Annotated in this window: 13 protein-coding genes; 9 read left to right on the top strand and 4 right to left on the bottom strand. The window is 43.2% G+C overall.

Translation table 11 applies throughout. From position 1 onward, the window contains the following. Positions 1–176: 176 nt before the first annotated feature. The 8 genes from I6E86_RS00215 (at position 177) to tsf (ending at position 8,846) form a co-directional block, all read left to right on the top strand. Positions 177–1,436 (top strand): multidrug effflux MFS transporter, encoded by a 1,260-nt coding sequence (locus tag I6E86_RS00215; RefSeq protein WP_197174571.1) that lies wholly within the window; start codon positions 177–179, stop codon positions 1,434–1,436. Positions 1,437–1,970: 534 nt separating this feature from the next. Next, positions 1,971–2,849 carry a transporter substrate-binding domain-containing protein gene (locus I6E86_RS00210; protein WP_197174570.1) on the top strand — a complete coding sequence of 293 codons (879 nt, stop codon included), beginning with the start codon at positions 1,971–1,973 and terminating at the stop codon, positions 2,847–2,849. Between the two features lie 12 nt (positions 2,850–2,861). Then, entirely contained in the window at positions 2,862–5,057 is a 2,196-nt protein-coding gene (locus I6E86_RS00205; RefSeq protein WP_197174569.1) for an ATP-binding protein, read from the top strand. Positions 5,058–5,119: 62 nt separating this feature from the next. Further along, complete coding sequence (locus I6E86_RS00200; RefSeq protein ID WP_045443633.1) at positions 5,120–5,482, top strand: response regulator; 363 nt, start codon at positions 5,120–5,122, stop codon at positions 5,480–5,482. A gap of 30 nt (positions 5,483–5,512) precedes the next feature. Further along, on the top strand, positions 5,513–5,962 hold the full coding sequence (locus I6E86_RS00195) for a chemotaxis protein CheX (protein ID WP_197174568.1): 450 nt from the start codon (positions 5,513–5,515) through the stop codon (positions 5,960–5,962). A gap of 41 nt (positions 5,963–6,003) precedes the next feature. Further along, on the top strand, positions 6,004–6,453 hold the full coding sequence (locus tag I6E86_RS00190; RefSeq protein WP_197174567.1) for a chemotaxis protein CheX: 450 nt from the start codon (positions 6,004–6,006) through the stop codon (positions 6,451–6,453). Between the two features lie 403 nt (positions 6,454–6,856). Then, positions 6,857–7,651 (top strand): 30S ribosomal protein S2, encoded by a 795-nt coding sequence (gene rpsB / locus I6E86_RS00185; protein WP_194363697.1) that lies wholly within the window; start codon positions 6,857–6,859, stop codon positions 7,649–7,651. A gap of 313 nt (positions 7,652–7,964) precedes the next feature. After that, complete coding sequence (gene tsf / locus I6E86_RS00180) at positions 7,965–8,846, top strand: translation elongation factor Ts (RefSeq protein WP_194363698.1); 882 nt, start codon at positions 7,965–7,967, stop codon at positions 8,844–8,846. Positions 8,847–9,056: 210 nt separating this feature from the next. On the opposite strand, the gene I6E86_RS00175 is transcribed toward tsf, so the two are convergent. The 4 genes from I6E86_RS00175 to hflX form a co-directional block, all read right to left on the bottom strand. Next, a complete protein-coding gene (locus I6E86_RS00175; RefSeq protein WP_197174566.1) occupies positions 9,057–9,857 on the bottom strand; it encodes a lytic transglycosylase domain-containing protein in 801 nt (266 codons plus the stop codon). A 389-nt stretch (positions 9,858–10,246) separates the two neighbouring features. Next, complete coding sequence (locus I6E86_RS00170) at positions 10,247–10,936, bottom strand: LrgB family protein (RefSeq protein ID WP_197174565.1); 690 nt, start codon at positions 10,934–10,936, stop codon at positions 10,247–10,249. A gap of 16 nt (positions 10,937–10,952) precedes the next feature. Then, entirely contained in the window at positions 10,953–11,402 is a 450-nt protein-coding gene (locus tag I6E86_RS00165) for a CidA/LrgA family protein (RefSeq protein ID WP_197174564.1), read from the bottom strand. A gap of 350 nt (positions 11,403–11,752) precedes the next feature. After that, positions 11,753–13,180: a ribosome rescue GTPase HflX gene (gene hflX / locus I6E86_RS00160; protein WP_197174563.1), complete on the bottom strand. Its 1,428-nt coding sequence runs from the start codon at positions 13,178–13,180 to the stop codon at positions 11,753–11,755. Between the two features lie 306 nt (positions 13,181–13,486). Here hflX and I6E86_RS00155 point away from each other — a divergent pair, with 306 nt between their 5' ends. After that, entirely contained in the window at positions 13,487–14,287 is an 801-nt protein-coding gene (locus tag I6E86_RS00155) for a lysophospholipid acyltransferase family protein (RefSeq protein WP_197174562.1), read from the top strand. Positions 14,288–14,330: the final 43 nt, after the last annotated feature.

The raw sequence follows: 14,330 nt of genomic DNA, 5'->3' as shown, positions 1-14,330 counted from the left end.
ATCGCTGCGCGTAAGAATGCACTATTGTCGTTAAAATTGTATTCTCTGTATATGAGTTCCTGCATATGAGCCTAGATATATTGGCTTTTCTATAGCGGATAGGTGCTCTTTATGTTGAGAGCCTAGTACAATGACGTTTAAACAATAAAATAATCACTATAAAAAACGGCCTTACTATGTCTGCTCTAAAACCCCCTCACTCAAATAGTCCGCTTGCCTCTGAACGAGTACGTTCTGCTGATTTGCCTATCGCATGGATTATGATGCTTGGGCTTATAGTGGCAATAGGGCCGTTGTCTATTGATATGTATCTGCCAGCATTACCATCGATGGCAGATGACTTTGGGGTGTCGACTGCCTTTATGGCCAACTCCGTACCCGCGTATTTTTTGGGTTTGGTATTTGGTCAGTTATTCTACGGTCCATTTAGTGACCGTGTTGGCCGTGTCAAACCGCTATATATAGGTATGACGCTATATGTCATTGCCTCAATTCTCTGTGCAACCACCAACAATGAGTACATACTGTTTGCAGGTCGCACCTTGCAAGCATTGGGCGCGTGTGTGGGTGCAGTAGTTACTCGTGCCGCGATTCGAGATCGCCTGACTGCCAAACAAACGGCAAAAGCATTCTCCATTATGATTTTGGTAATGGGCTTAGCCCCCATATTAGCGCCGTCACTTGGTGCATTATTTTTGCAGTTTTTTGATTGGCATTCTATTTTTTGGTTTTTGGCGGCGTTTGGCGCGTTAAATTTATTACTCACCAAGTTTTTCTTTTTTGAGACACTCACTGAAGAAAATCGCACAGTACGCCCAGCCAGAGAAGTGCTCAGCCAGTATTGGGAATTACTCAAAGACCCCACTTTCAATTACCCAGCGATTGGGGGCGGGTTATTGATGGGTGCGATGTTTGTTTATATCAGCTCGGCCTCTGAGCTAATCATGGACACTTATGGCGTGTCGGCGACCCATTTTGCTTGGCTCTTTGGTATGAACGCGGCAGGGTTTGTGGGCTTGACCCAATTGAACCAGTGGCTCACCAATCGCTTTCGTATTTTAAGTATTTTACGCTTTGGCGCGATGATGCAGGTTGTGTCGGCAGGGGTGCTCTTTGTAATAGGCCTGCTGTTAGGTACTGATGCGTGGCTGCCACTGGTACTCGCTTGTATTTTCTTTTGTATTGCAGGGCTTGGTCTCACTCAGCCTAATGCCTCGGCCATTGCATTGGCATTTCAAAAACGCCGTGCTGGTATGGCCAGTGCGCTGCAAGGTTCGCTGATGTTTTCCGTTGGTATTTTCGGTGGGTTATTATTGAATCTATTTCCGGTCAACCCAGTACTCAAAGTAGGTATTGCGATGTTTTCTCTTATGAGTTTGGGTTCTTTTTTGATTTGGAAGATAGATCGTAACCTCAATTTAGACGATGCAGATTAAACAATAGGTTTTACCACCGTTAAATGGTGTGAAAAAGCATTCATATGTCTTGTACATGTGGGTGCTTTTTTTTGTCTATTAGGGCAGATTCTTAATTCGAGCATGACGTTTTAAATGGCTTGAAAATACTAAATCTTTGCCAAATTTCATCAAATAACTTGCTAGTGTCTCAATAGTGTTGGTGTCATTTTGCTTAGTTTATTTATTCCTTGCTTGGTTTCAATTCATCTCAGTTTTATCACTATTTTCGAAATAAGAATACGCCTTAGTTTTAATTAATGAAACAGAGCAAGAAATCTATTTTTATTATTAAACAAAGTTTCTTTGATAGAAGTAAATGCTGACAGTTTATATGCACAATATTGCATATAAACCCTTGTAAATAATAGCTTGCATTGGTGTTGCAATCACAAAATTAGGTAAGTATTATCTACGTAACTTTCTGTAAGCAAATATGTATAGACATTACTTAATATTGCTAGATTGTCATTCACTAAAATGTATAACCACGTTAAGTTTCAAGGACAGATTATTATGATGCAGTTATATCGAATGTTACCAATGGTATTGAGTATTGGTCTATTTGGCTGTGGCAACTCAGCTACTCAAGAAAGCGTAAATTCGACAGGTACGTCAGCGACAGAAAACAAAGACAGCTTTGTGAGTCAATTGCCTGACACAGCACCCACATTAAAAGTTGCGATGACTGGTGATTTACCACCTTTCTCATTCCAAGATGACTATGGCAACATGCAAGGCACTGACGTTGACTCTATTAGAGCAATCGGAGAGGAGCAAGGCTTTAAAGTCGAGTTTTATAAAGAGACTTGGCAAGACATGTTTGACAGTGTGGAATCAGGAAAACGTGATTTGGCCATATCAGGTATCTCTTATAAAGATGATCGAGCCGTCAGATATGGCTTATCAACGCCTTACTTCTTTAACCCAGCGACCATCATGTACTTGGAAGGTAAGTTCGATATTAAAGGCTTGAATGACATAAAAGGTTTGAAAGCGGGTACGTTAGAAGGTTCTAAAGAAGAAGACACTTTAAAAGAGATGGGCAGTTCGGTTGAGCTGGTATCAAGATCGACGGCGTTTTTGGCTTATCAGGATTTAGTGCAAGGCAAGACCGATGTTTTCTTATATGACATGCCAGTATTGCAATACATTGTGAAAGGGTATCCTGAGCACAAAGTTAAGATTGTGCCTTATGAGGCCGATGATGCGCCATCCGCGCAGCAAGTGATATTGATGGCAAAAGAAAATACCCAGCTGATTAACAATGTTAATGAAGGTATCGCCAAGCTCAAAGAAAAGGGAGTATTTAAAGAGATTGAGAGTCGTTGGTTGGGTGAAGCTGAACCTGCTGAAAAGAGCGACTCTGACACTAACACCAAGCAATCGAATTAAGGAATTCTGAAGATGGCAACCATCCCCAATGTTGACAATAAGCGCTATCAAGGCCTTATTATTTCAATTGCACTGTTTTTATCGCTTATCGGTGCTTTGCTAGCGTTTACGTTTTATACCTCAAATCTCTTAGAAAGAAATACCGCGTTAATCGACCAAACCAACCAAGTGGCCAACAGTGCACAGGCTGTGATCAAAGATCTGTTCGATTTGGACAGCAGTTATGGGGAGGATACCAACTCTCCACATATACAACGTGTGCTTAGTCGCTTGGGTGAAAATACAGTGCTTATCACAAGCTCTATCGCTGCGATCGAGCAGGGCGGTACGATCACAGATGCTGAAGGTAGTAGCTATGATTTACCAAACATCGATAGCGATGCACAAGTGAACATCACCGCTGCCAATGAGCAGTGGAAAGCATTAGAGCCTAAGATTCAAGCATACCTAAAAGATGCTGATAACATCATGATTTCCTCTGAGGATAATCTGACGCAGGCCGTTGAACAGGCAAAAACATCAAGTTTGTTTATTAACGACTCGTTAGACAATCTGACCAAAGATGTTTTTAACAGTGCAGAACGTCAAGCGACCACCATTCGTCTGATTCAGGTACTGGGTGTTATTGCAATCTTTACCTACTTCCTAATCTTCGTATTCTTCTTTGTGCGTCGTCTGCGTGAGACGGATGCAGAAGCGTTGGCGGCTCGTCAAGAAACCCAAGAGATTATGGAAACGGTAAACACGGGTCTATTTCTACTTGATAAAGACCTAAACATTGGTCAACAGCATTCTCGGGCGCTGAACAATATCATCGGCTCTGACAGACTGGCAGGGGAGAACTTTACCAACGTGTTGCGTGGCCGTATCTCTGATAAAGACCTAAAAACCACACAGCAGTTCATCGAGCAGCTCTATAACCCACGCGTCAAAGAAAAATTGGTGGACTCGCTTAACCCACTCAACAAAGTCATGCTACACAATATTTCTGACAACAAAAATCTTGATAATCGCTTCTTGGATTTCAAATTTTCACGTGTCTATGACAACAAAGACATTGCCCGTATTTTGGTCAACGTCAACGATGTGTCAGATGCCGTCTATCTAGAACAGCGTCTAGAGAAAGAGCGTTCGCAAAACGACATGCAGATTGAGATGCTCACCACGATCTTGAATGTAAATCCAAAGATTATTAACGAGTTTATTGATAATACGCAATCGCACATCGAAAAAATGAATAACATTTTAAAAAACCCTGGTAGCTCGCAGTACGAGCTTGAGGGTAAGCTAAAAGCCATCTATCGCGAAATGCATAGCTTAAAAGGCGAGGCCTCTGCGCTAAAACTGCATAGCTTCACAAAAATTGCCTCAGATGCGGAAGACAAGCTACATGCCTTGCAAAATCAAGGCCAGCTCTCTGGTAATGATTTCTTGCCATTAGCGGTACATTTGGATGACTTACTCAGTCTATCAAATACCATTGCCACACTAGGTGAGCGTATCAACCGCTCAGCGCCAGCAGCGAGCAAGGCAGCAGTAGCGCCTGTCTCAACGAATGAAAAACCAGCCACTTTGAGTACTCAGCCAAAACAGACGTCGATTGGTGGTTTCAATACTGATGGCGGTTTAAATATCGACTTAGACAATGAAGCTGACGATGATGCCTTGTCCTTTTATAATGAGTTTGCACACGAGATTGCTGCAAGACAAGGCAAGCAAGTACAGCTAAACAGCAAGACACTGACACAGGCAAATATTCCAGCACATTTGGTAAAACCAATCAAAGACATCAGTATCCAACTACTGCGTAATGCGGTGGTACATGGTGTTGAGAAGCCAAGTGTCCGTCAAGCAGCTGGTAAAGCTAACGCTGGCACGATAGACCTAGAAGTGCAAGAAAACGGCTCAGATATCATGCTGATTGTGCAAGATGACGGTCAAGGTATTGACTATGACAGCATCCGCAGTAAGCTCAGCAAAGAAGGTCGTTTCAGTACAGAAGAGGCCAGCCAGCTCAGTCAAGGTGATTTACTCAAGCAGCTATTTTCTTCTGGGTTCTCAACCAAAGAGCACGCAGATGAAGATGGTGGGCGCGGCGTCGGTCTTGATATCATCAAGGCACAAGTAAAAGAGTATGGTGGCAAGCTTAATGTCAATAGTGAACTGGGTCAGATGACGCGGTTTATGATCACATTGCCCAAAGCTTAATTAAAAACAGTAAATATATTGTCAGGGACGACAAGCACTTCATTAAAGGTAATAGGTAAGTTATGCATAAGTTAATGATTGTTGATGATTCAAATATTATTAGAAACCGTATTCAGCGCGCGTACGATTCAGGGCAGTTTATGCTGGTTGCGACAGCGACCAGCGGCGTTCAGGCCATTGAAAAATTCAATGTTCATCGTCCTGATGTGATCACGATGGACTTGACCATGCCGCAAATGGATGGACTGGAGTGTATTGAAAAAATCATTGCCATTGACCCAGAAGTCCGTATTTTAGTGGTATCAGCATTGTCTGACAAAGCCACTGGTATCGAAGCCCTGTCACTGGGTGCCAGCGGCTTTTTGTGCAAGCCTTTTTCAGAAGAGGAGCTTGTAGAGTCTTTGTATGAGCTGATGCAAGACTAATACCATTCATCGACTAAAGCAGATGTTATTATGAAAGAACAAAAGCTACAGATTTTTTTGAGCATCATCAGTAATTATTTTGACCAGTTTGGTGGAGAAGAGCTTGTTGCTGATACCCCTTACCTGTTAGAAAACAAGCAGCCAAAAGTCCATGATTATACGGGCGTGATCGGTATATCTGGAGGACAAAAGGGCGTGGTGTATTTTTCGGCCACTCGTCAGCTGCTATCCTCTATATTGGACAGCATGGGTGAAACGGATAAAAGCGATGAAAACTATATAGATTTGGCTGGTGAAGTGGCCAATACAATCGCAGGAAATGCCCGCAAAGAGTTTGGCCCAGAGTTTCATATTTCTGTGCCATTTGTGTTCAAAGGTGCACCGCAAAGTATCGTGCTGCCGAACGATGAGCGCTCTTTTATCATTCCCATCACTTGGAACTCGCAAGTTGGCGAGATTGTGGTTTGTTTGCAGGATTAATGAGACTGCTGCCACGTAATACAGATGGATATTAATATATTATGGTTAAAGTAGAAAAACTGGGTGTGTTTTTAAGCTCGATTAATGCGTTTTTTGCACAAATCGATGGCTCAAAAGTGTCTCTTGACACCCCTTATTTGAATGACAATAAAAGCGCTATTGGTTATGACTATAGTGGCGTGATTAAAATATCAGGGCCAATTGAAGGATGCGTCTACGTCAGTGCACCAAGCGCGATGTTGCGAGAGGTGATAAAAGTGATGGGTGAGCCTGACTCTTCGATCACGATGATGAAAGATTTGTTGGGTGAAATGGCCAACACCATCTCAGGTAATGCGCGTACAGAATTTGGCTCAGAGTTTATTATCTCGCCGCCGCACATTGTTGAGAGTGCGCCAAGCGTGTCATATTTGCCAAAAGACCGCCAAAGCTATATCACGCCATTTACATGGCATGGCTATAAGGCTGTGATTGGGATTTGTATTGCATAGTTGAATGTAGGGCATTGATATAAAGCAATAACCAAAAAAGCGATGCAACAGTGTCGCTTTTTTTATTTTAATAGCGCTATGTTTTGTTTTTATCTTATTGATATGCTGCTAATAAACTGCTGGAGGTTACAGTAAGTTATGTGATAAAATACGGCGCAGCTATTTTATAATTTGCGTTATAGTTTAGGTTTGAGAATATTTCTGAAATCTGATCATAGCTTCTTTTTTAAACCAACCAATGACACACACATCATGGCAAAAAATGGCTGGGTGTCTGGCGACTTGATTAATTTGCGCGCAGTCCGTGCTCTATGAGTAACGACTGACTGATAGCAAATGCGTGTTGCTAGATAGGCCGTTTTTGTGATGTGGAGGCATAACCCAACCAATAGGATATTTTCACATGGCTACAAAGAATCCAACCAAAATCGAAATGCGCGACTTACTACAAGCCGGCGCTCACTTTGGTCACCAAACACGTTTTTGGAACCCAAAAATGGGTCCTTATATCTTTGGTGCACGTAACAAGATCCATATCATCAACTTAGAGCATACTGTAAAGTCGTTCAACGAAGCATTGACTTACGTCAACGGCCTAGCTGCTAAGAAAAACAAAGTATTGTTCGTTGGTACTAAACGCGCTGCAAGCGGCATCATCCGTGAGCAAGCAGCACGCGCTGGCATGCCTTATGTTGACCATCGCTGGTTAGGTGGTATGTTGACTAACTGGAAAACACTACGCCAGTCAATCAACCGTCTAAAAGAGCTTGAAAAACAAGCAGAAGATGGTACTTTCGCTAAGCTAACCAAGCGTGAAGCGTTAGAGCGTACTCGCGATATGGAAAAACTTGAGCGTTCACTAGGCGGTATCAAAGACATGGGCGGCCTACCTGACGCAATCTTCGTAGTTGACGTAGATCACGAAGCCATCGCTATCAAAGAAGCCAAAAACTTGGGTATCCCAGTTATCGGTATCGTTGATACTAACTCTAGCCCAGACAACGTTGATTACATCATCCCAGCTAATGATGATGCTATCCGTGCTGTGACTTTGTATGTAACTTCTATGGCTGATGCAATCATTGCTGGTAAAGAATACGCACAAACTCAAGCTGGCGGCAAAGCTGAGCAAGCGGCTACTACTGAAGAAGCACCAGCTGAAGCGCAAGCAGAAGAAGCAGCAACTCCAGCAGAATAAGTGGCTGACATAAAATGTTTAATGTTGTAAGGATGTCTTGATAGTAACGCTATCAGCATTCATATAACATCTGACAGCATATAAGCTCGCAATAGGCATGATGTAGTTTTACTCGTCATGCCTTATTGTTGTTAGATAGCTCGTTAGCGGGCGAGTATTATCGTCTATGCTTTTCTCCTTAGAGGTAATACCTATTATGAAATGTCATAATGAGCGTCTTTATCGCAGAAAAGCAATATCTAGCAGCAGCCGGCCAATCAGAAACTAGCAAAAGTTAAGTACCTCAACACATAACAATACTAAGGTGACTCTTATGTCAGAAGTAAAAGTATCTGCCAAAATGGTAAAAGAATTGCGCGACCGTACTGGTCTTGGCATGATGGAATGTAAAAAAGCGTTAGAAGAATCAAACGGTGATGTTGAAACTGCCATTGATAACCTACGTAAATCTGGTCAAGCTAAAGCAGCTAAGAAAGCGGGTAACATCGCAGCTGATGGCGCTATCATCATCGCTCAAGGCGAAAACAAAGCATTCTTGTTAGAAGTTAACTGCCAGACTGACTTTGTTGCAAAAGACGAAAACTTTGGTGCCTTTGCAGAGCAAGTGGCTAACATTGCTCTAGAAAACAACGAAACCAATGTTGCTGCTATCGCTGAATTGCCATATGGTAACGGCCAGAGCATCGAAGAAGCACGTGTATCATTGGTACAAAAAATCGGTGAAAACATTCAGATTCGCCGTGTTGAAGTACTTGAAGGCGCAAACATCGCTGCATACCGTCATGGTCTACGTATCGGTGTAGTGGTTTCTTATGAAGGTGGCGCTGCAGACACTGGTAAAAACCTTGCCATGCATATCGCTGCATTCAACCCTGTTGCAGTAGATGACGAAGACGTTGCTGCTGATTTATTGGCGCGTGAAAAAGACATCATCGAGGCAAAAGCTCGTGAGTCTGGCAAGCCTGACAACATCGTTGAAAAAATGATCGAAGGTGGCCTACGTAAGTACCTAGAAGAAGTTACTTTATTGCGTCAACCATACGTTATGGACAACGAAAAGAAAGTTGGTGACGTACTAAAAGCTGAAGGCGTAAAAGTACTAGGTTTCAAACGTTTAGAAGTTGGTGAAGGCATTGAGAAAAAGCAAGAAGACTTCGCTGCTGAAGTTGCTGCTACTCAGGCTGCTAACAAGTAAGTATTGAGTTGTCTAGCAAAAGGCTGTGCGGGTTTATTTAATTCGCATAGTTTGGCTTTATCATTGCCGCTGTAAAGCGATATAGAGTCTTCAGACATAAAAAAGCCCGTTAATCTATTAGCGGGCTTTTTTGTGTCTGGCTGTTGGAGAGGCGATCAATTATTAAATCTAGCGTAGTGACTAGTATAACGCAAATAAGCCAAGCTCGACTTAGCGTAGCGCATCGTAAGCAGAGTTGGAGTAGCTGGCACTATTGACATTGCTACTCGTACCGTAGCTGACATTCTGCATAGCACCATTATTGTTGCTTGCGGTTTGGTTACTGGCATTCATGCTAGCGCCGGACAGTCCTGAATCATTCTTATATAAGCTGTGATAGCGACTCATGACTTTTTGAACATAGTTACGGGTTTCTTTAAATGGCGGGATACCACCGTACTTATCGACGTTACCTTCGCCTGCATTATAGCCTGCAACAGCATACTCAATTTTATTGTCAAAACGGCGCATCAGCCAAGCGATATATTTGGCTGAGCCTTCGATATTATCAGCAGGATTCCAAGGGTTGCTCACATTGAAGCGGCGAGCAGTGGCTGGCATTAATTGCATCAGACCTTGTGCGCCGACAGGTGAACGTGCATTTGGATTGAACGCTGACTCTGTGTGCATCATCGCTTTCATTAGCCCAGGATCTACACCATGACGTTCAGCTGATGCACGAATATAGCTGTCATAAGCGTTTCGGCTACCACTGTTACTAGCAGCGCTGCTGCCATAGCTGTCACTGCTGCCATCGTACATCTTAGAGTCTTTATAATAAGTCACTTTTACTTTTTTGGTAAACTTATCAAAATTTCCACTAGGATTGACATTGGTCAGTAGTACTTGTCCACCCTTGTCTTTGTAGATATACATATTGCCTGCGTGAGCTGCGGAAAAGGCGGTGAGGGCAATGGCACTTAATAAAATAGGGGATAAGCAGCGAGCCATCAAAGTAGCAGTATTTATCATAGTGTTATCACTTTTTATAGAATAATAGCAAATTATTTTGCCTACAAACGCGTTGTTTTATGCGCTTAGGCGGTCACTAGACGCATATAATTTATAGACAATCGCGAGTAAAGTGGCTTAGCAATTATCATGTCTGACAATGAACCGCTTGCAATAGATACAAAAAATAATAGTTGCTTACTATAACATATAATAACTTTGTGCCGTATCAGATTGATAAGATAATGAGTAAACGCTAATTATTTTTGTTAAATAAATCAACATACTATATTGTTTCAAACGGTCGATACGTCATGCCTACTAGTGAGTATCTTCAATCTGAGCACTAAGTTTTGAATGGATTAAAAAGGGCTTAGTCTTTATCAAGCTGCGCCAAATAAAGGCAAAATTTAAGCAACTAGCACACTTATAAAGATCGGCACCCAGATAGCAGTCACTAAGCCATTAACCGCCAGTCCAAATGCTGCATATCGTCCAGCCGTATGGCTAATCTGCCATGCCTCTACTGTACCGAATGCGTGAGCTGCCAGTCCAAGTGCTAGACCTTTGGCGCGGTCATCATCGATACCTCGGAACAAAAAGCGAGCCAAAGCGCCACCAATCAGACCTGAGACGATGATAATGAGATTGGCCATGGCTAAGGGTGCTTTTATCAAGTCTGCCACGCTAAGACCAATCGGTGTGGTGACAGAACGCGTCGCAAAGGCGAGTATGGTGTCGTGACTGAGTGAAAACAGATACGCCAATGACATCGGTAATAATGCCCCCACGAGACTCGCAATGGTGACGATTAACATGAGTTTTTTGACGGGCAATCCTTTAAAGCTCATCGCCGCCAAAGGCACTGCCAATAATACAGTGACATACCCCAACAGACGATCAAACAAGGGCTTTGCCGCACTGTAATAGTTATTGTAATCCCATTGCAAGAGAAACAAAAACAACAGAACAAGTGCCAATGCGGTAATTACCATTGGCAACCATGAAATCTTACGTGCCAATACACGTGCGATGACATGTGCCGATAAGGTCAATAGTATCGCTGCAAGGGTAGCCATTAATACGCTATCAAAAACCATGACTTATCTCCGCAGCTTAAGGCTGCTCCTTTGTATTATGCGTACCCACACTATGGGTAGCTGCGGTATCGGTACTTGTATTATGATTCAACCAGCGGTTAGCCAGTATCGCAAGACCCCATAGTGGTATCAGCGTGCTAATGAACATCGTTGCCATCACACCCCATAGCTCATCGCCTAGCGCAAATAACAATAAACCTGCGCCAGCAGAGACTGGCAAAAAAGCAAAGCCACTATCGACTAGCAAGGTATTGCTGGCTTGGGTGACCCAGCTGGGCAAACCTTTTAGGAGTCGCCACGTCATCAAAATAATAAACATGGCGACCAGACCAACGATATTGGCGGCTTTTTCGATGCCTATTATCTGGCAAACAACAACCGCTGATTCACGAACAAAGATTATCATGGCTAACGTCATGATAATGGCAAGCCATAATGGGATATGAGAAGAGTGAGTAGGCTTCATAAATCGTTTTGCCAAGTCAAGTATGGAGAGTTGAGTTTAATAGATGGGGTGGTCGTATCACCATAAATATTGTGTAGGATATAGTGCTATGGATGCTGATAGTACTAATCAATCACAGAAGGCTCAATGCTATCAGCCAATATTTGTTCAATGTATCACAGCCGATTATATAGCGAGTGGGTCAACTAATAAACCTTATAGAGGGTAAAAACGTCAGAATGACAATTCATAGTCAAAAAAATAGACGATATCAATGGATATCGTCTATTTCTACCAGCATTACTTACCTAAATTAGTTTATTCAAATAATGACTTAACCATATGTGATAAGCAATTATTGATAGCCGTTTTTATTTTTCTGAATCAAGTACATCAGCATTCATTGCATCAAATTCGTCAAATGCTTTTTCTTCTTCTGCTGTCATGGTTAGTTCTTCGTCTTCGTCAAGCTGTTCGAACTCTTCAAGTACAGGCATCAGTAGAGTAGCTTGAGCAAGCGGTAACACATCGGCAGGCTTTAGATCGGCTTGACCAAGTAACTGTCTGAGTCTGTCGCTTGGCAAGCGAATCGTTAAGCATTCATGACCGCTGTCGTCATAGCTTTCTTCTTGAATAACACCAAGCTCATACAAGGTGTTTTTTAACTGGCCTGCATGGTAGGGTAGCGTCAAATCAAAGGTGGTCAATGTACCAGTTAGCAACTGCTGCACGGCTAATGATAACGCTTCCATGCCTACGTTCTCTCTAGAAGACACATAGACGCGGTTAGGCTCACCTTCACTGGCATAGCCGATACGTGCAGGCTCGTCAGTCAAATCAATCTTGTTATAGACGTTAAGGACTGGCACATCGTTATCAATTTCAGCCAATACGTCTTTGACCGCCTGAATTTGCTCATGCATGTCCTCACTAGAAGAATCGATGACATGCAATAATAAATCTGCCTCTAGCGTCTCTTCTAGTGTGGCATGGAAAGATTCGACCAACTCATGTGGTAAATGACGGACAAAACCCACCGTATCAACCAAAACGACTCGTCCCACACCTTGCCAATCTAAGCGGCGTAGCGTCGGGTCAAGCGTCGCAAACAGTTTATCAGCGGCATAGATGTTTTCATCGACCAGACGATTAAACAAAGTCGACTTACCGGCATTGGTGTAACCGACAAGTGAGATGGTTGGTACGTCTGATTTTTGGCGGCGGGCGCGACCTTGCGCACGGGTCTGTCTGACTTTCTCGATTCTACTTTTAAGCTGCATGACGCGCACTTGTAGCAAGCGACGATCCGTCTCAAGCTGGGTTTCACCGGGTCCACGTAGACCGATACCGCCTTTTTGACGTTCCAAATGCGTCCAACCACGAACCAAGCGTGTCGATAAATGGTTCAACTGTGCCAGCTCTACTTGTAGCTTACCTTCGTAAGTACGGGCGCGCTGCGCGAAAATATCCAAAATCAAACCAGTACGATCCAGTACTCGGCACTTCACTAGCGCTTCGATGTTACGCTCTTGTGAGGGTGATAAGTTGTGGTTAAACAGTACGATATCCGCATCATGCTCACGCACCAATTCTGCGATTTCTTCTGCTTTGCCGCTGCCAACGAAATATCTGGCATCAGGGCGTGCACGTGACCCTGTGACTAGTGCCAAACGATCAGCACCTGCTGAGTCTGCTAGTAGTTCAAACTCGCCAAGATCGTCAGGATCCTGAATGTGGCGAATGTCTAAATGTACAATGATGGCGCGTTCGCCACCTTCATGTCTTTCAAAATAATCCAAAGAGTATCACCTATTTAATAAAGTAAATATATCGCTATTATCAGTTCAGTATACTTTGACATAGCGTTCATCTGATTGTCTATATGTGGTCTTATCACTTGATATTAAAGGGTATGAGCACAATTAGCGATGGTTTTATGTTACAGCATTTGCTGCAGATAAGTTTTTATAAATCTGCTTTATTACTCATTTGTATAAAACTAAACACGCACTGAGTGAACAAGCTATCACTGAGTCACAGAACTTTGTTATACTGAGCTCGTTTTTTGATAATTAAACACCTGATATTTAATCATGAGGGCGAAGATGAGCCACGCTAGATCAAGCTTTTCACTCAGACGACAGTTAAGCCGCGGCAGGCAAGTTGCTGGTATGACCACGACCATGGTCGGCGGTATACGCGCAGCAAAGCGTATCGGTGCATTTAAACAGCCACCACGCGAAACGCTACCACGCTATATCCAGACGTTTTGCCGTAAAATGGCAGGCTCTTTTGGGGTAAAAGTGGTAGAAGTGGAGCCTGTAGAGCAGTTTCATGGCCTATGGGTATCAAATCATGTGTCATGGATGGACATCCCTGTCGTTGGCACGGTGAGTCCAGCATTCTTTTTGTCCAAGGCTGAGATTGGTGAGTGGCCTGTATTTGGCAAACTTGCCCAGGCAGCAGGGACACTGTTTATCGAGCGTGGCTCTGGTGATGCAAGCTCAGTATCGGCACAGATTGCTGACTTTCTAGCCAAAGGCTTTTCGATTATTTTCTTCCCTGAGGCAACGACTACCAGTGGCCAGAAAGTGAAGCGGATTCATGGCACACTGCTCCAAGCTGCCATTGATGCTGATGTACCTATCAGGCCTATCGTCATTGCTTATGTTAATAAAGACGGTACACTAAGCGATGCACTGCCATATTATGGCAAGATGACGATGAAGGACAGCATGAAAAAAGTGCTCGATAGCAAAAACGTCACAGCTTACGTATTGCCACTCGCGCCCATAGATCCAGAAGGTCGTAACAAGAGTGAGCTGACCAATCTATTGCAAGCACGTATGCAAGAGGGATTGACTGAGCTACATTCAAGAGTACTAAGCATTCCAGCTGGTGACTAATTATTGACAGTTGAGCTAGTGTAGATAATAAAAGGGCGCAAAT

This window comes from Psychrobacter sp. SWN149, from assembly GCF_015864565.1.
Taxonomy (GTDB): domain Bacteria; phylum Pseudomonadota; class Gammaproteobacteria; order Pseudomonadales; family Moraxellaceae; genus Psychrobacter.
The sequence above is the reverse complement of the archived record's forward strand: the minus strand, read 5'-3'. Positions and strand labels throughout refer to the sequence as shown.

Coding starts and splice junctions, on each gene's coding strand:
- I6E86_RS00215 (WP_197174571.1), top strand. CDS start 177: ATGTCTGCTCTAAAACCCCCTCACTCAAATAGTCCGCTTGCCTCTGAA.
- I6E86_RS00210 (WP_197174570.1), top strand. CDS start 1,971: ATGATGCAGTTATATCGAATGTTACCAATGGTATTGAGTATTGGTCTA.
- I6E86_RS00205 (WP_197174569.1), top strand. CDS start 2,862: ATGGCAACCATCCCCAATGTTGACAATAAGCGCTATCAAGGCCTTATT.
- I6E86_RS00200 (WP_045443633.1), top strand. CDS start 5,120: ATGCATAAGTTAATGATTGTTGATGATTCAAATATTATTAGAAACCGT.
- I6E86_RS00195 (WP_197174568.1), top strand. CDS start 5,513: ATGAAAGAACAAAAGCTACAGATTTTTTTGAGCATCATCAGTAATTAT.
- I6E86_RS00190 (WP_197174567.1), top strand. CDS start 6,004: ATGGTTAAAGTAGAAAAACTGGGTGTGTTTTTAAGCTCGATTAATGCG.
- rpsB (WP_194363697.1), top strand. CDS start 6,857: ATGGCTACAAAGAATCCAACCAAAATCGAAATGCGCGACTTACTACAA.
- tsf (WP_194363698.1), top strand. CDS start 7,965: ATGTCAGAAGTAAAAGTATCTGCCAAAATGGTAAAAGAATTGCGCGAC.
- I6E86_RS00175 (WP_197174566.1), bottom strand. CDS start 9,857: ATGATAAATACTGCTACTTTGATGGCTCGCTGCTTATCCCCTATTTTA.
- I6E86_RS00170 (WP_197174565.1), bottom strand. CDS start 10,936: ATGGTTTTTGATAGCGTATTAATGGCTACCCTTGCAGCGATACTATTG.
- I6E86_RS00165 (WP_197174564.1), bottom strand. CDS start 11,402: ATGAAGCCTACTCACTCTTCTCATATCCCATTATGGCTTGCCATTATC.
- I6E86_RS00155 (WP_197174562.1), top strand. CDS start 13,487: ATGAGCCACGCTAGATCAAGCTTTTCACTCAGACGACAGTTAAGCCGC.